The sequence below is a fragment of the Parasutterella secunda genome (assembly GCF_024733725.1).
Classification (GTDB): domain Bacteria; phylum Pseudomonadota; class Gammaproteobacteria; order Burkholderiales; family Burkholderiaceae_F; genus Aphodousia; species Aphodousia faecalis.
This window is the reverse complement of sequence record NZ_JANRHP010000001.1, coordinates 325,585-341,033: the sequence shown is the minus strand read 5'-3', so window position 1 is coordinate 341,033 and position 15,449 is coordinate 325,585. Positions and strand designations below refer to the sequence as shown.

Annotated in this window: 16 protein-coding genes and 2 pseudogenes; 11 read left to right on the top strand and 7 right to left on the bottom strand. The window is 45.3% G+C overall.

The features are described from left to right. Positions 1-309: 309 nt before the first annotated feature. The 5 genes from accD (at position 310) to purF (ending at position 5,604) form a co-directional block, all read left to right on the top strand. Positions 310-1,191 carry an acetyl-CoA carboxylase, carboxyltransferase subunit beta gene (gene accD / locus NW199_RS01565; protein ID WP_249091934.1) on the top strand — a complete coding sequence of 294 codons (882 nt, stop codon included), beginning with the start codon at positions 310-312 and terminating at the stop codon, positions 1,189-1,191. An 81-nt stretch (positions 1,192-1,272) separates the two neighbouring features. Further along, entirely contained in the window at positions 1,273-2,562 is a 1,290-nt protein-coding gene (locus tag NW199_RS01560) for a bifunctional folylpolyglutamate synthase/dihydrofolate synthase (RefSeq protein WP_258333417.1), read from the top strand. After that, the gene (locus tag NW199_RS01555; RefSeq protein WP_258333416.1) at positions 2,546-3,559 is read left to right on the top strand and encodes an SPOR domain-containing protein; all 1,014 of its coding nucleotides are present in this window, start codon (positions 2,546-2,548) and stop codon (positions 3,557-3,559) included. The genes NW199_RS01560 and NW199_RS01555 overlap by 17 nt, the downstream gene beginning before the upstream one ends. Positions 3,560-3,574: 15 nt before the next feature. Continuing rightward, the gene (locus NW199_RS01550; RefSeq protein ID WP_258333415.1) at positions 3,575-4,060 is read left to right on the top strand and encodes a CvpA family protein; all 486 of its coding nucleotides are present in this window, start codon (positions 3,575-3,577) and stop codon (positions 4,058-4,060) included. Positions 4,061-4,110: 50 nt separating this feature from the next. Then, positions 4,111-5,604, top strand: a complete 1,494-nt coding sequence (gene purF / locus NW199_RS01545) for an amidophosphoribosyltransferase (protein WP_022473721.1) — start codon at positions 4,111-4,113, stop codon at positions 5,602-5,604. 185 nt (positions 5,605-5,789) lie between these two features. Here the strand turns inward: purF and NW199_RS01540 are convergent, their stop codons facing one another. Next, complete coding sequence (locus NW199_RS01540; protein ID WP_258333414.1) at positions 5,790-6,350, bottom strand: sugar transferase; 561 nt, start codon at positions 6,348-6,350, stop codon at positions 5,790-5,792. A 238-nt stretch (positions 6,351-6,588) separates the two neighbouring features. Here NW199_RS01540 and NW199_RS01535 point away from each other — a divergent pair, with 238 nt between their 5' ends. The 5 genes and pseudogenes from NW199_RS01535 to NW199_RS08845 all read left to right on the top strand — a co-directional run bounded on the left by NW199_RS01535 (position 6,589) and on the right by NW199_RS08845 (position 10,088). Further along, complete coding sequence (locus NW199_RS01535) at positions 6,589-7,521, top strand: histone deacetylase family protein (protein WP_258333413.1); 933 nt, start codon at positions 6,589-6,591, stop codon at positions 7,519-7,521. Between the two features lie 11 nt (positions 7,522-7,532). Beyond that, positions 7,533-8,831, top strand: a complete 1,299-nt coding sequence (locus tag NW199_RS01530; RefSeq protein WP_258333412.1) for an MFS transporter — start codon at positions 7,533-7,535, stop codon at positions 8,829-8,831. A 48-nt stretch (positions 8,832-8,879) separates the two neighbouring features. After that, on the top strand, positions 8,880-9,395 hold the full coding sequence (locus tag NW199_RS01525; RefSeq protein WP_258333411.1) for an AAA family ATPase: 516 nt from the start codon (positions 8,880-8,882) through the stop codon (positions 9,393-9,395). A gap of 12 nt (positions 9,396-9,407) precedes the next feature. Continuing rightward, positions 9,408-9,743, top strand: a pseudogene (locus tag NW199_RS08850) (DUF8612 domain-containing protein); the annotation flags it as partial. Beyond that, positions 9,723-10,088: a DUF4143 domain-containing protein gene (locus NW199_RS08845; RefSeq protein ID WP_507237022.1), complete on the top strand. Its 366-nt coding sequence runs from the start codon at positions 9,723-9,725 to the stop codon at positions 10,086-10,088. The pseudogene NW199_RS08850 and the gene NW199_RS08845, both read left to right, overlap by 21 nt. A gap of 75 nt (positions 10,089-10,163) precedes the next feature. Here the strand turns inward: NW199_RS08845 and NW199_RS01515 are convergent, their stop codons facing one another. The 4 genes from NW199_RS01515 to NW199_RS01500 form a co-directional block, all read right to left on the bottom strand. Beyond that, on the bottom strand, positions 10,164-10,358 hold the full coding sequence (locus tag NW199_RS01515; protein WP_258333410.1) for a hypothetical protein: 195 nt from the start codon (positions 10,356-10,358) through the stop codon (positions 10,164-10,166). Positions 10,359-10,381: 23 nt separating this feature from the next. Continuing rightward, positions 10,382-11,761, bottom strand: coding sequence for a conjugative transfer system coupling protein TraD (traD, locus tag NW199_RS01510; RefSeq protein ID WP_258333409.1), 1,380 nt, complete (start codon positions 11,759-11,761; stop codon positions 10,382-10,384). Continuing rightward, positions 11,754-12,830, bottom strand: coding sequence for a hypothetical protein (locus NW199_RS01505; RefSeq protein ID WP_258333408.1), 1,077 nt, complete (start codon positions 12,828-12,830; stop codon positions 11,754-11,756). The genes traD and NW199_RS01505 overlap by 8 nt, the downstream gene beginning before the upstream one ends. A 142-nt stretch (positions 12,831-12,972) precedes the next feature. Continuing rightward, positions 12,973-13,533, bottom strand: a complete 561-nt coding sequence (locus NW199_RS01500) for a hypothetical protein (RefSeq protein ID WP_258333407.1) — start codon at positions 13,531-13,533, stop codon at positions 12,973-12,975. Positions 13,534-13,721: 188 nt separating this feature from the next. On the opposite strand from NW199_RS01500, the pseudogene tnpA reads away from it, so the two are divergent. Beyond that, positions 13,722-14,183 (top strand): annotated as a pseudogene (gene tnpA / locus NW199_RS01495) (IS200/IS605 family transposase). Positions 14,184-14,242: 59 nt separating this feature from the next. Here tnpA and NW199_RS01490 read toward each other — a convergent pair. Together NW199_RS01490 and NW199_RS01485 are read right to left on the bottom strand one after the other, a co-directional pair. Next, a complete protein-coding gene (locus NW199_RS01490) occupies positions 14,243-14,731 on the bottom strand; it encodes a hypothetical protein (RefSeq protein ID WP_258333406.1) in 489 nt (162 codons plus the stop codon). Positions 14,732-14,826: 95 nt separating this feature from the next. Beyond that, complete coding sequence (locus NW199_RS01485) at positions 14,827-15,309, bottom strand: hypothetical protein (protein WP_258333405.1); 483 nt, start codon at positions 15,307-15,309, stop codon at positions 14,827-14,829. Positions 15,310-15,449 lie beyond the last annotated feature (140 nt).

The window sequence follows — 15,449 nt, the reverse complement described above, 5'->3', positions numbered from 1 at the left end:
GGCCTTTGTATCATTGGCGTAATCAGGAAAATCAAAAAATTGACTTTTTAATTGAAAATGAAAAAGAGTGACTTGTCGTGAAATCGGTTGACAGTTCTGAACGATTTCCTGGTTTAGTTGACAGTTTTTAGATTCTTGCCTAATTCTCTTGACAGCTAAAGCTGTGTGGAGTTAATTGATAGACAGGGGCAAGGTGCACGTTGTTGGTCTTGAGAAAATAACCAAAATATGGCATTCGTTAACAGCTTTAGATTTGATAAAATCCCAAATCGTATTATTTGTACAGAATTGTATTGAAGGACTTCTTCTATGAGTTGGATTGATCGGCTATTGCCTCGCATTCATAAGTCGGATTCAGAACACCCCGAAAAGAAGGAAAGTGTTATTCCTGAAGGGCTTTGGACAAAATGCCCGAGTTGCGAGCAAGTGCTTTATACCGAAGAGTTGAGAGATTCTTTGATGGTTTGCCCGAAGTGTGGCCATCATATGCGCATTAGAGCTCGTGAGCGCGTAGAAAACTTTTTGGATGCGCAAAATCAGGTGGAAATCACTCAAGAAGTGCAACCGACAGACCCCTTAAAGTTTGTGGACAGCAAACCCTATCCTGCACGTTTAGCGCAAGCTCAGCAAAAAACAGGTGAAACGGACGCTTTGGTTGTTAAGCGCGGTACGCTTCGTGGTTTACCCGTTGTTGTGGCCGCCTTTGAATTTAACTTTATGGGTGGCTCAATGGGTTCGGTTGTCGGTGAACGTTTTGTGCGCGGTGTGGCAGAAGCCACACGCATGAAGTGCCCCTTCATCTGTTTTGCGGCTTCGGGCGGCGCTCGTATGCAAGAAGGGTTGATGTCCTTGATGCAAATGGCTAAAACGACGGCTGCTATTGCCGGTCTTGCACGTGAAAAATTACCCTTTATTTCGGTTTTAACCGATCCAACGATGGGTGGTGTTTCCGCTAGCTTTGCCTTTATGGGCGATGTGGTGATTGCAGAACCCCGTGCTTTGATTGGTTTTGCCGGTCCCCGTGTGATTGAGCAAACGGTTCGTGAAAAGTTGCCCGATGGCTTCCAACGCTCGGAATTCTTGCTCAAGAAGGGCGCTATTGATATGATCGTGGATCGTCGTGAAATGCGTGCTAACATTGCTGAAATCATGGCGATGCTCATGAGAAAGCGTATTACGGACGCCGAATGATTCGATTGAGAACGATCTAAAATTTAAAGACGCACTTGAGACCACGCTTGCGGCGTGGTCGCGTTGTTTTTGGACACGGAAATGTCTCAAGGTAAAGATACTTTAAATGAATGGTTGGACTACATTCTTTCGTCACATCCTGAAAATGTGATTGAGTTGGGTCTTACGCGCATGAAAAAGATGCTTGATCGCCTGGATATCCATTTTGATTGTCCGGTGATCACTGTTGCCGGAACCAATGGTAAAGGCAGCACTTGCGCCATGCTTGAGGCTATTTATCGCGCGGCTGGCTACAAAACCGCCATGCACACTTCTCCGCATATGCTCTCTTTTAACGAGCGGGCTCAAATTAACGGCGCGATTGTTGAAGATGGCCCGTTGGTTCAAGCTTTTGAAGAAGTGGAAGCAGCTCGAGCGGGGATGCCTCTGACTTATTTTGAATTCACGGCCTTAGGTATTCTCCGAGTCTTTCAAAAAGCCAAACCCGATGTGGTGATTTTGGAAATCGGTTTGGGCGGAAGGCTTGATGCGATTAATGCTCTTCAATCAACGGCAAGCATTGTCACGACCATCGGCATTGATCATGAGGCCTATTTGGGCAATACGCGAGATGCCATCGGTTGGGAAAAGGCTCATATTTATCGTCAAGGACACCCGGCTGTTTGCGCGGATAAAAATCCCCCGGTCAAACTTTTACAGTACGCAAAGGCTTTAAAGACAAATCTTGTCATCGCATGTAAAGATTTTTCCGTTACCGAAGAAGACTGCGGTCGTATGCGTTTTAAGATGGGCGTCAATGACTGGGATTTACCCCGACCGGCCCTTTGCGGTCGTAATCAAATGGACAACGCTGCTGGCGTCCTTGCTCTGATTGCTTCCTTGATGGATAAATTGCCGGTTACGATAGCTGCTATTGAAAAGGGTTTGACAACGGTTCGCATAACCGCACGATTTGAAAAGGTTCAGTCGGATCCGACCGTTATTTTGGATGTCGGTCATAATCCCCATGCGGCAAACGTTTTGGCTCAAAATATTCGAGATGTTAAAACGCAGGGCAAAGTTATAGCTGTTTTTGGAATGCTTGCGGATAAGGACATGATCGATGTGGTGAAAATCATGTCTGAAGTGATTGGTGAATGGTTTATCACCGGTTTGCCGGGACCCCGTGGAGCAAATGCGGACGTGTTGCATAAAGTCATGCTTGAAGCGGGTGTTGAAGACGGAAAAATCACGCAATGCGAAGGCGTTGAAGAGGCGTTTAACCTTGCAAAGCGTCAGGCATCGATCATTGATACAATCATTATCTTCGGTTCCTTTGTGACAGTAACCGCGGCCCTGCCGCTTGTTCAAACAAATGCAAGAGTCCAATAAACCAACCAACGAAGAAGCGTTCTGGAAGTCACCTCAAGAAGGCGTTGAGGTGGGTCTTGAGCACCTTGCCGAAGATAAGGAGCTTGAGGTGAGCCAAGTGAAGGCAAAGTTTCGCCATCGCTTGGTGGGAGCTGTCGTGTTGGTTGCCGCCTTGGCAACAGTGTTACCAATTTTCTTTGAAGAGCCTGCTATTCAAAGTGACCGGCACGCTGAGACAAAGATTCCTCCCATTTCTAAAGAGCCTTTCTACAAAATGGAACTTCCGGTTAATAATCGGCCGGCAGTGTCCATGCCGGCTGATCAAAGCGCATTGAAGGATCTTTCAAAACCCAATGTTGTTAAGGATGCCCCGGAGGCTCGTCCCACGCCGGAATTGGATCAAAAACAAAATGAGGCGCAAACATACGCCCCCTCAACGGAAGGCTCGCTTTACATTCAGGTGTTAGCCACCTCAAGTGAAGCCGGAGCGATGCGCGAGATGGCGCGCTATCAGGCAATGGGCTTACCGGTCTATTCCGTGAAGGTTCAAAAGAAGTCAGCAACACTGTGGCGAGTGCGCTTGGGCCTTTTTAAGACAAAAGAAGAAGCCGAACGGGTTGCCAAGATTTTGGATAGCCGAAAAATTTCACACATGCCTGTTCAGGTGGAAGAAAGCGCCAAGCGTGATATGAACCGTATTGCGCCCACGCGAACGCTAAAGAGTGCGGCGCAGGAAGCCCACAGTCGCTCTCAAGAGCAAAAAGCAAAGACGCCTGCAGTGCAGCCAGCAAAGGCTAAATCGCAGCCGGTAAAAAACTCCACGCCGGCTCAGCCGAAGGCTGTCAAACCTGCCACGGCAGCAAAAGCTACCCAGCCGGTAAAGAAAGAAACTGCGCCGAAGGCTACTCAAAAGGTTTCACCTAAGAAGAGTGCCAGTGACGATCCCTTGGCGGATTTGTTGAAATCAACCCGTGAAGACGTGATAGCGCAAAAGCTTCGCGAAAGCGGACACAAGTGATAAGGACTGTTAATCGTGAATGAATTGGATTGGGCAATCATTATTGTGTTGGTTCTCTCCACGGTTGTTGGGGTGACACGGGGTGTTGTGCGTGAAATTTTATCGATTGTGGGCTGGGTGATCGGGATTGTTTTTGCGATCCGATTCTCGCCTGAGTTGGCGGGGCTCATTCCGTTTGAAAGCTTAGGCCCTGCCATTCGGACAATTATTGCTGCGGTCTTAATCTGCGTGGCCTGCGTCTTTGCTATCGGACTCTTAGGAACGATTTTGCGCAAAATGCTTGAAGTGGCTCGTATTAGCGCCGAGGATCGCGTGCTCGGAAGTGTGTTCGGATTTTTGCGCGGTGTGGTTTTTGTCTGTGCGGTGGTGTTTTTGGCCGGCATGACGAGCGCAACCTCCACTCAAATGTGGAGACACTCTGTTTGTATTCCTTTGGCTGAAAATGTGATTGACTGGATGATGCCGATGATGCCGGATTCCATCGCCAAGCTTCGCAAATAAAGCTATTGAGAAGGGACTATTTTTAAATTTTTAACCGATGAGGCTATCAAATGTGTGGGATTGTAGGTCTTTTTTCTCATGAGCCGGTCAACCAACGGCTTTATGACTCGTTGCTTTTGTTGCAACACCGCGGTCAGGATGCGGCTGGTATTGCCACGCTTGACGGATTGACCTTTCACATTCATAAAGCAATGGGCTTGGTGCGGGATGTCTTCAGAACGCGCAACATGCGAGATTTGTTAGGCAATAGCGGCTTGGGTCAAGTTCGCTATCCCACACAGGGTAATGCTGACAGCAATGAAGAAAGCCAACCGTTTTATGTCAACGCCCCTTACGGCATCATGTTTGTGCACAACGGCAACCTCACCAATGCCGAAGCCCTCAAGCAAGAGCTCTACGACTCTGACCGCCGCCATATCAATACAACGAGTGACTCGGAAGTGCTGCTTAATGTTTTGGCGGATGAATTATCCCGCCTGACGCTCAATAGCAAGATTTCCCCAGAAATCGTTTTTGAAGCCGTTAAAGGTGTTCATAAACGCGTCAAAGGTTCATACGCTTGTATCGCTTTAATTGCCGGCAAAGGCATGCTTGCCTTCCGTGATCCCTTCGGTATCCGTCCGCTTTGCTACGGTACAAAAGAAACGTCGACGGGAAGAGATGTTATTTTTGCTTCCGAGTCTGATGTTCTTGAGGCTCAAGAATACGAAACACTTCAAAACGTTGCACCGGGCGAAGCCATTTGGGTTGACATGAAGGGTGACATCCATCAGGCCCAATGTGCAGAACACGCCCAACTTGTTCCCTGTGCATTTGAATACGTTTATCTCGCCCGTCCCGATAGCGTCATTGATGGTATCTCGGTTTACGGTGCCCGTTTGCGTTTGGGTGAATACTTGGCTCACGAAGTGGCCCGCAGGATTCCTGTGGATGAAATTGATGTTGTGATGCCGATTCCCGATAGCTCGCGCCCCGCGGCCCAGCAGCTTGCCCAACGTTTGCGCTTACCTTATCGCGAAGGTTTCATTAAAAACCGCTATGTGGGTCGTACCTTCATCATGCCGGGCCAGGCCATTCGTAAAAAGACCGTTCGTCAGAAATTAAATGCCATGGCCGTGGAATTTAAGGACAAGAACGTGCTCTTGGTGGATGACTCCATCGTCCGCGGCACGACGATGCATGAAATTGTTCGTATGACAAAACAAGCCGGTGCGAAGAAAGTGTTTGTGGCGAGCGCCGCCCCTCGTGTCTGCTTCCCGAATGTTTACGGTATCGATATGCCGACTCGCTCGGAACTCATTTGCGGAGACGGCAAGACCGATGATGAAGTCTGCAAGATTCTTGAAGCTGACGCCGTGGTTTACCAACGCTTGGAAGACTTAAAGTCTGCCCTTCATGATATGAATCCCGCCATCGAGCGCTTTGAATGTTCATGCTTTGACGGTGAGTACATTACCGGCGACATTACGGAAGAGTACTTGGCTAAACTTGAAGCACAAGCAAAAGCCGCTAAAGCTCAACCGAAAAAAGTTGACGAAGACTGAATTTAGCTAACGTGTAAGTCGTTAGTTTGGGGAGTCCTTTCAGCGGGGGGACTCCCCATTTTAAATCTGAGAAGAAGCTATAAATTCGAAAAACGTAACATTTGAACGCTTAAAAAATTTAAAAAACGTTACAAAACCAGTCGAAAAAAATCCAAAAAAGGTTACAGCAGATAATTAGGTGCTAATTATCGAACGATATCTTCTCGTTCCAATACCTTTAAAACAGTCAGTGCCATGATCTTTAAATCAAACCAAACGGATTGTTTATGAAGGTATTCAGTATCCAAAGCCACCTTTTCTTCATCTGTGATTGTTGTTCTGCCATTAACTTGAGCCCAACCTGAAATACCGGGTTTTAATCGATCAACGCCGGCAGCCTTTCTCATTTCAAGAACAGAAGTCACAATGGGCAGAACCGGACGGGGACCGATTAAAGACATATCGCCTTTCAAGACACACCACAGTTGGGGAAGTTCATCCAAACTTGTTTTTCTGATAAAAGCGCCAACCTTTGTGATATAGCTTTGTGTTTCTGGATTTTTTTCAGCTTCGCATACAGGAGCACCGACAGCCATCGATCGGAATTTGGGCATTTGAAAAGGTTTACCGTATTGCCCGACACGGGTGGACCAATAAACAACAGGCCCGGGAGAATCGAGCTTAATGGCAATGGCGACAAAAATGGATAAGAAAATAGCTAGAGGCGCAACCAATAAGACAATAACAATGTCGAGCAGGCGTTTCATTTGCGAATTAATAAATAAAACAACTTGGCTCTAAATTCTAAAGTAAAGATTGCGGCTTTTCGAGAGGGGTTGGTGAGATAACCAAAATCTGTTCGATATATCGAACGAAAAGGCAAAAAAATAGAAATTTTGTTCGGTATATCGAACAAATCGAGCGAAAAATACGATTTTGTTCGATATAGATTGACGAATTAATTATGGCTAACGGTTAAAATCAAAGAAAAAACAAGGATTATTTGTGTCAACAGGTCTATTTACCCACGAATCATGTTATCGCCACATCACAGGATTCTCGAGTCCGGATTCGCCTGAGCGAATTCGAGCGATAGAGGAACGGTTGGTTGCTTCAGGTTTGGAAAGCGCTTTTTGTCGGAAACAGACGGAGCGCCAGGCTTCTTTTGAGGATCTTTTACGAGCCCATGATCAACAATACATCGAACATGTTCGTTCTTTGGTTCCCCAAAAAGAAGGTGAATTGGTTCATATCAGTGAAGATACGATTGTGAGCCGTGATTCGTGGACGGCCGCATTAGAAAGCGCGGGTTGTGTACTTGAAGCGCTTGATGAAGTCCACTCTGGCAAACTCACCAATGCGTTTTGTTGTGTGCGCCCACCGGGTCATCATGCTCATCGAGATAAAGCGGAAGGTTTTTGTATTTTCAACAATGTGGCGATTGCGGCGCTTTACGCAAGAGAGGTTTTGGGCATTGAGCGAATGGCAGTCTTAGATATTGACGCGCACCATGGAGATGGGACTGAGGATATTTTGGTTGGGCTTGAGGGTATTCATTTCTTCTCTTTTTTTGAAAAAGAGATTTTTCCGTATCCGAAGCTTGAGAGTTTGGCGCCTAATGTTCACAAGTTTGCGCTTGCGGCCGGTGACAGAGGAGAGGCTGCTTGTGAGGTGATTCGTTCCAAGTGGGAGCCTTTGATTCGTGAGTGTCATCCGCAGCTTATCTTAATTTCGGCTGGTTTTGACGCTCATATGGCCGATACCATGTCGGGATTGGATTTCTCTGATTTGGACTATGCCCATATCACACGAATCATTGATGATATCGCGCGTAGCGTTTGTGATGAAAAAATCGTCAGCGTGCTCGAAGGCGGCTATGAGCCTCGGAGTCTTTCAAGAGCGGTTGTTGCCCACATCAGAACATTAGCCCATGTGTAAAGGATCCAAGAGTGTCGCTATTTTCACTTAAGCATTTAAAAGAAGGCGTTTCAGGCCGTGAGGTGCTCTCTTGGGCGGCCTTTGATTTTGCGAATTCCGGCTATACAACCGTTGTTCTCACAGCGGTTTTTAATGCTTATTTTGTCAGTGTGATTTGTGAAGAGGCTTCTTGGGCGACACTTCTTTGGACAACGGTCATTGCGGCAAGCAATATTTTGGCTATTGTTTCCATGCCTCTTATTGGTGCGGCCACTGACCTTAAAGCCAATAAAAAGTTTTGGACGGTGCTGATGAGTTTGATTTGTATCGCGGGCACCGTCGGTTTGGCTTTTACCGGCACCGGTACGATTGTCTGGGCCGTTCTTATGGTCATTGTCAGTAATTTCGCCTATAACGTCGGAGAGACGCTTAATTCTGCTTTCTTGCCCGAAATCGCCGACGACCGCTCCATTGGGAAAGTCTCCGGTTGGGGATGGAGTTTTGGGTATTGTGGTGGTCTTTTGACTTTGGGGTTAAGCTTGGCTGTCGTTTTGGCTATGCAGTCAAAGGGATTTACCGCTGAGGATTATGTCCCCTACACTATGCTCATCACGGCGGTTATCTTTTTTATCGCAGCCCTGCCTCTTGCTTTATGGTTAAAAGAAAGAGCCGTGCCCAGAACCCAATCATCATTTTGGTCTTTGGTTAAAGAATCTCAAGCCAGTCTTATTAAAACATTCAAAAGCTTGCCCGCTCACCGCAATTTCGCGTGGTTGGTAGCTAGCGGTCTCTTCTTCCAAGGCGGAATCGCCGTTGTGGTGACACTGGCTGCGGTCTACGCCGATCAAGCCATGGGGTTTACGCCGGATGAAACGATTCTCCTTGTGTTACTCGTTAACATCACCGCGGCAATCGGAGCCTTTGCTTTTGGCTATGTGGAGGATCGTATTGGTCACAAAAATGCCTTGATCGTGACGCTTTTTATTTGGATAGCCATGGTGGGCGTGGCTTATTTTGCTCAAACCAAAGCGCTTTTTTGGGTCGCTGCAAACTTGGCTGGTATTGCGATGGGATCAAGCCAGTCAGCAGGTCGCGCTTTGGTTGGTGTTCTTGCTCCTGAAAAAGACCGCGCGGCATTTTATTCATTTTGGAATATGGCGCTGTGGGTAGCCAATATCATTGGTCCGATGACTTATGGACTGATTACTTGGGTGACAAGTAACGATCAACGCTTGGCTCTTTTGTGTACGGGGATGTTCTTTGTTGTGGGTTTGATTTTTCTGTTTCCGATGAAGTTATCAAAAACGAAAGAAAATTTTCATAAAATCTGAAAAATATTTTTAGAAAATATATAAAATATATTCAGAAATTTAAAGAAAATGAAATATCTGCACAGAACAATAGAAAACGTTTTACCTAAACAGTCTGCTTTCTATAAAGGTGTAATGCTTTCAGGCATGCGCCAAGTGGGTAAAAGTACATTGCTCAAACAAATTGGTGAGCAGAGACGTAACTTGACACTTAATAATTCTCGTCTCTTAAGAATGGCCAAAGAAGCACCGGAAGAATTTTTAGTCCTTAATCCTCCTCCTGTTACCATTGATGAAGTGCAGTGGGCACCGGAGCTTTTTCCGGCATTAAAGGCTGCGTTTGATGAAACCGAAGACAGAGGATTGGTCTGGTTATCAGGATCGCAACGTCTGTCACTTTGGTCTCAGGTGGCAGATAAACTGCCTGGCCGAATGGCATCCTTTGACTTGATGCCCTTTTCTATCTATGAGAGACAAGGTTTAGGCTTGTCTCAAAAACCCTATATCCCGAGTTTAAATCTGCCAAGGTTGCTAAAACCAAAGACTGTTTCTGAGACATGGGACATTATTTTTCAGGGAGCCTGACCTGATGTTTTACGGGCGGACAACGATAACCGAGAAATCTTTTATGACCAACTCATTAACCTTTATATAGCTAACGATGTTGTCCAACTCAATAGCATTGAAAAACGGCTGGAATTCCAAAAGTTTTTGGCAGTGTTAGCAAATCGTTCAGGACAAGAACTCAATTATTCAGATCTATCGAAGGATTGCGGCATCAATTTGCCTACAGTAAAGGCCTGGTTATCCATCGTTGAAGCGAGTGGTCTGGTTTTCTTGTTGCCGCCTTTTTACGAAAACATCGAAAAACGTCTGGTTAAATCCCCAAAAATCTATTTTATTGATACCGGATTGGTCTGTTTCTTGCTTGACATTCAGTCATCTGAAGAATTGTCCCGTTACTATAACCGTGGTGCAATTTTTGAGACATTTGTCATATCGGAAATACTAAAAAGTTGGGTTCATAACGCGAAGAGCCCCTCTTTTTATTTTTATCGCGACTTTGAAAAAGCTGAAGTCGATCTATTGATCCATGATTCGGGTGTTTATTATCCAATCGAGATAAAAAGTTCAATCACTGTTTCTTCTAAGAAACTAACAGGTCTTGAGGCGTTCAAGAAAAATGTTAAAAATTCTGCTATGGCTTCTGTCATTTCAATGACGCCGGAACCCTATGTGATGGAAGGGCAGGTCGTCAATTCCATTTGGGATATTTGAAATCAGCCAATTACGTAAGTTATTTAAGAAAAAATGACCGGTGAGTCTTATCTTTGACTCACCAGTTCAATGTCTCTAAACAATGGTTAGTGCAAGGGCAATCAAAGGAATCAGGCTGGGAACGAAAGTTCGTTTTGATACTTCTAACGGATTGACCATTGCGATGCCGGAAACGACAACCATGGCGCCTGAAATAGGTGATGCAGTGTGATGTTGAAAACGCTTAATAAAAAATTTTTGCTTTGCTAAAAAACGGTCATCAGATCTCACACAAACTCGCAGTCTGGTGGCTACTATTGAAAATAGATGATCAAGGGAAAATGGGGAAAATAAACAGCCTGAGGGTTTGGCATGGAGTCAAGCCCAATATAAAGAACGTGTTCTCCGTCAATGATCTTTTCTAAATTCATGACAGGTCGTGTGTCATGAGGGTCGGAGATGGAGGGCGAAAGACTTTCAGCTAATTTCCCTGTTGTCAGCATGGAAAGTATGGGTAAAAGAGAGGCCGTGATTTTTGAGTAGTGTTCGCGGTTATGGCGAAAAACCTCAATTAACCCGTCGATTGCGGAATCCGGAGCTTTTTGGTGAATCTCGGTTTCATACAGTGCGACAAGCACTATCAATCTTTCCGAAATCGTGGGTAGGGGCGGGCGTCCCGCCTTTTCTTTGAGCTCCCAATAGCGTTTTTGCCAATCAGTTTCCGCATGTTCCCTGGCATGTTTTTCCAACAGAGGTTCTAATAGGTCGTAAATGCCAAGTTTCACGTATTTAGCGATTAACGGAAGTGTCGGTCGAATTTCCAAAGCGATAAGACCTTGAGCAATGGCGTTTACTGTCATCCAGGCGAAATTGGCGAAACTTTCATCCATGTTGGGTGGAAAGGCTTGACGAATCCGGGAGGCAATTTCTGTGGCATTGGTGAAACTGTGCATTGGGTCAAGACGAATCCCGCTGTCGGGGAAAGCAGGGTGGAAGGTGAGCGGATCATCTCGCCCACAGGCCCGGCAAGCATGAAGAATATTGTCTTTTAAGCGTGAGGAATGTTTCGGATCAATCACAATCACAACATCGCCTCTGGCGATTGCCTGGGCAACTAAGTGGCTTAAATAAACCCCCTTTCCTGCTTGCGTTGTTCCGCAAAGACACAATCCGCCTTTAAAATTTTTCAAAGGCCTAAATAATGACTCATCGCTGTCACCAACTCCATGAATAATCGGCAGTCCCGCGGCCTCATCAGGTAGAACGGAGTTATGGGTTAATAGCTTTGTCAGGCACGGAGAGAGTTGAAGCTTCGTCCAATCCAATTTCATAAGCTCGTAGAGCTTTTGGGAGTGCTCAGGCCACCACCGAAAACCATGTCCCAACCATAGATCATGCTTGTGACCTTTCATGATTTTGGCAAGCTCTTCAAAGGTCATTAAACTGATTCGAGAACCTGATAGGTAGGCTCTTGCGGTTAACACTTTTAGAGTTTCCAAGGCGCGTCGGATTAAGAAAATGAGACATAGTCCCCATAAGATCACGCACCACGAGAAGGGCAGACGTTCAGAGAAATAAAGGGAAGTGACCCAGCCAAAACCGAAAGCCCAGCCGAGCAGTGCCCATCCTTCGTAAGCCGGGCGCCAACAGTCGTAGCGCTCAAAAGTCTGAGAGGTTTTGCGCGCATTATTCATCGCCCGCCTCCTCACCAAAATTTAAACTTAGCTGGTCAGCCTGTTTGTTGTCGGACTGAAAGCACTTGAAGTTTGGACCGGGAGATCGATGGTAAATAAGCTCAAAAACATCCTTAAAACTTAGTGTTTGACCGTTATAAGTCACTTGAATGTTTCCCGGCTTTAATATCACACCTCTTTGAGCGCTTCCGGTCTTGCCGCTGTGAGTAACCCAGAGCGGTTCATTCTTTTCAGTTTGATAGATGACGTTGGCGGCTAAAAGGGTAATAAAAAGTCGTTCGAAAGAAATATCGTCCGATAACGGAAAATCTTCTCCTATGAAAATGCCTTCATCAATTAAGACTTCAGTGATGATAGAGGGAGTCTGAGTTAATGTTTCGGCAACGCTCTCTAATGGTGGATCAATAGCCGTTTCTTTATTTTTAAAGTGGAAATGCCAAAAGAGTTCTATACCTTTGCTTTTTTCACTCGGTAGTTTTTGAGTGAATGACATGTCACTGGCTTCAAGAATCTCGCGAGTGAGTTTAGATAGAGCCATGGACTGTTCTGAATTAAGATCCGTCTCAAAGTCGCGCTTGATGGTTTTCGCTTGAAGAACAAGACCGCTAGAAAAAAAGTAGGTGTCTGAGAGTTTTACCGCCGCTCTGGGTTTTGCGTTTGGGGTGACGGCGATCCAACAGGTTGAGTTTCCTTTTTTTGATGGCAGAGTGATACCGCTTTTTAAAAGGCAGCCGACCCAAATATCAGGATCTGTCGGAAGATCCGTTAAGCCGAAATTTTTAATATCCTCAACAAGAATCGGACAGACGTCAGGCCAAAATAAAAAGAGACCGTCAGCGCCTTTTCTTAAAGGACTGTCTTTGGCGTTAATTTCCCAATCGTTAAAAATGCGTGCTCGGAGGATACGGATAAGGGTTTCCTGCCATCCTTCAGGTTCGAGAATTTCTCCCAATTTTACTCCGATTCTTTCCCGCTCTAAAAGGCAAGCTCTGTAGACACCTAGGTCTCTGGCTTTGACGACTGATGAGGGGAAGTGTTCGACATCCGTGTCGACAGTCAAGCATTTCATGAGTTCAAAAAGGGGGAGTCGCCCGGCGTTACTTAGCCAGGATAATGTTTCTTCCTTCAGGATGTGTCTGGCGTAGAAAAGGCGTGAATATTGGCGCTTCTCGTTAATAGCGGGTGCTTGTGTATTCCAGTTAAGCTGAAGTTCAACTTGGGGATTTTTTTTTAAGTTTTTTCTTTACCCAAGTGACGTATGGCATGGCGAGGGGTTCATAAGACAGATGGCTGACGTGACTGACTTCACTAATTTGAAAAAATGAAGATTGTTGATTTATGTCTTTTTCTGTGATGGCGAGTTTTTTGTCAAAAACGTCCAAAAAAGCGCATAGAGCGGCCAAGGTAGCGGCGGCCTTAAGCCTGCCTTGAAGAATATGTTGAGCCATGATGTTTTTCTCAAGCTGCACTGTGCTTTCCATGATTTCTATCGCATAGGTCGCGGCACTGACGCTAGCTCGGAAAAGTCCGTTCTCGTTACTAAAAATTGTGTTGGAGGTGTAGGGAAGGCGTCCACACATTAAGGCGAGCGCCTTAAGGCATGGCAGGATATGACTTTCCCAACTGCTTGTATCGGAATAGGCGACTTTGAGTCTTTTGATTAAAGTGTTTTGCTCTTGCAAAAAAGTATCACAATCAATAGGCCGAAGGTAAGACGGCAAATGCTCACCTTTTGATGTCTCCGGGCGTTTTGCTGAGAAAAAGGGAATCATTGAAAGGCTCCTTCATAGTATTGATGAAGGACTTTTTGTCATTAGAAAACCCCCAGCTAGGCTGGGGAGTTCAAAAAAGCTTAAAGCTTTGCGTACTTGTCCTCAATAAAAAAACTCCTCTCAATTTGATAAAACAAGTATGCGGTCTGTCAAACGCAACTTGTTAAACAATTGAGAGGAGTTATCACATGAGTAGTGATCTCAAAAGCTTAGCGCACACCAAATGGAATTGTAAATATCACATAGTGTTTGCCCCGAAGTATCGTCGTAAGGTCTTTTACGGAGAGAAAAGACGAGCGATAGGAGAAATTTAAAGGAAATTGTGTGAATGGAAAGGAATCAAAATTGTAGAAGCGGAGTGTTGTCCGGATCACATTCATATGTTGTTGGAAATTCCGCCGAAAATGTCAGCGGCAGCGGTGATAGGGTATTTGAAAGGCAAAAGCAGTTTAATGATCTACGACCAGTTTGGGAATCTGAAATTCAAATATCGGAACAGGCAATTTTGGTGCCGAGGGTACTACGTTGATACCACAGGAAAAAATACACAGAAGATAGCAACCTATATCAGGCAACAGCTAGAAGAAGATAAATTGGGAGAGCAGCTGAGTCTGTCGTATGAGGGAGACCCGTTTACGGGTGGCAGGTAATGGAATGCGAATGACAGACCGATATGCGCCTAGTTGGGCGCGGCTGGTACCCAAGCCTTTCAGGCGCATATGAAGAACCACCGGCTACGCCGGTGGGTTACTTTTAAGCATGATCGTGTCTGAATTGCCGAATTGATGGCAATGAGCAGTCTTTTATGTTCCGGATCCAATGACGTGGGAATAGGGAAAATTCCCATTTCCCGGATGACGGGGATGGGATTTCGACAGCGAAAATCGAAAAGGAAACTGAAATTTTCTGGAAAAAACTCCGGCGTTGCCACTTTATGTATTTCAGTATTGATTTCCGGGAAATGGCCGTGAGCGACTAACCAATGGTAAAGGTTTAGCGGTAAGTGACAGTCATCGGATTTGTTCGCATTAATCGTTGGCGAGTGTTCAATCGCCTCAACAGTGTTTAGGAAAGCCTCCAGTGGTGTCTGACCGTTATGAAGCAAAATTTCATAAATGCAAACGGCGATGAAAAGAGCGTATCGATTAAACGCGTGTCGCGTCAGTACACGCTTTTGAACAAGTGTTTTGGCTAACACATTGGGTTGAAAGGGGAGCTTATGTCGAAGGTGTTTGATTACTTTGTCCTCGATGCCTGTCAGAGCTGACACAATGGCGTGAGGAAGTCTTGTCTTTAAAATTCGATCAAAGCTTGAAGGTAAGGCTTCGTGTCGGGGGGGGGCAAATTGTTTGAATTATCAGCCCTTCCGATTTTTTTGAGTGAAAATAAAATCGTCGAGATTGTGTCCGGATGCTTACTTTCAAGAATGGACCAATAATTGTTTGTGAGAATAAACGACTCATGAATATCGCTCATCTCTTTAGTTTTTAAATTCAAAGTCAGAGCATGAGAATGATCCAATAAATGGATGCCTCGCCAAATGTTGCGAATAGCGCTGATTTCCTCAGATTTTTGAATGGAATGACTGGCTTTGAGTGAAAAGAACGGAATCGGATATAGACCGATTACTTTGGTGACGTCTTCGATTTCAAGATCATCGAGCACATGAAACGGCACGTCATAAAGAGAAGAAAGGTTATGATTTTTGTGAGCCAGGAACTTCGCTCGCGCGCAGTTAAGTATTGTTATTAGGTTATAGGCGTAGATGCTTTGCATTTTTCTAAACGACGAAAAGTGTAAAAAACTACGTGGGTGCTGCGTGTGAGGGCAAGATTTTAATGACGGAGATGAAAATTTAAAGGCTTATTTATACAAAAGAGGTCTTTATCATTGTGATGTCTTACAATTAGGATTGC

Excerpts from the sequence above, each read along its gene's own strand:
- accD (WP_249091934.1), top strand. The coding sequence starts at position 310 with ATGAGTTGGATTGATCGGCTATTGCCTCGCATTCATAAGTCGGATTCA.
- NW199_RS01560 (WP_258333417.1), top strand. The coding sequence starts at position 1,273 with ATGTCTCAAGGTAAAGATACTTTAAATGAATGGTTGGACTACATTCTT.
- NW199_RS01555 (WP_258333416.1), top strand. The coding sequence starts at position 2,546 with ATGCAAGAGTCCAATAAACCAACCAACGAAGAAGCGTTCTGGAAGTCA.
- purF (WP_022473721.1), top strand. The coding sequence starts at position 4,111 with ATGTGTGGGATTGTAGGTCTTTTTTCTCATGAGCCGGTCAACCAACGG.
- NW199_RS01540 (WP_258333414.1), bottom strand. The coding sequence starts at position 6,350 with ATGAAACGCCTGCTCGACATTGTTATTGTCTTATTGGTTGCGCCTCTA.
- NW199_RS01525 (WP_258333411.1), top strand. The coding sequence starts at position 8,880 with ATGAAATATCTGCACAGAACAATAGAAAACGTTTTACCTAAACAGTCT.
- traD (WP_258333409.1), bottom strand. The coding sequence starts at position 11,761 with ATGAATAATGCGCGCAAAACCTCTCAGACTTTTGAGCGCTACGACTGT.
- NW199_RS01505 (WP_258333408.1), bottom strand. The coding sequence starts at position 12,830 with ATGAAATGCTTGACTGTCGACACGGATGTCGAACACTTCCCCTCATCA.
- NW199_RS01500 (WP_258333407.1), bottom strand. The coding sequence starts at position 13,533 with ATGATTCCCTTTTTCTCAGCAAAACGCCCGGAGACATCAAAAGGTGAG.
- NW199_RS01485 (WP_258333405.1), bottom strand. The coding sequence starts at position 15,309 with ATGCAAAGCATCTACGCCTATAACCTAATAACAATACTTAACTGCGCG.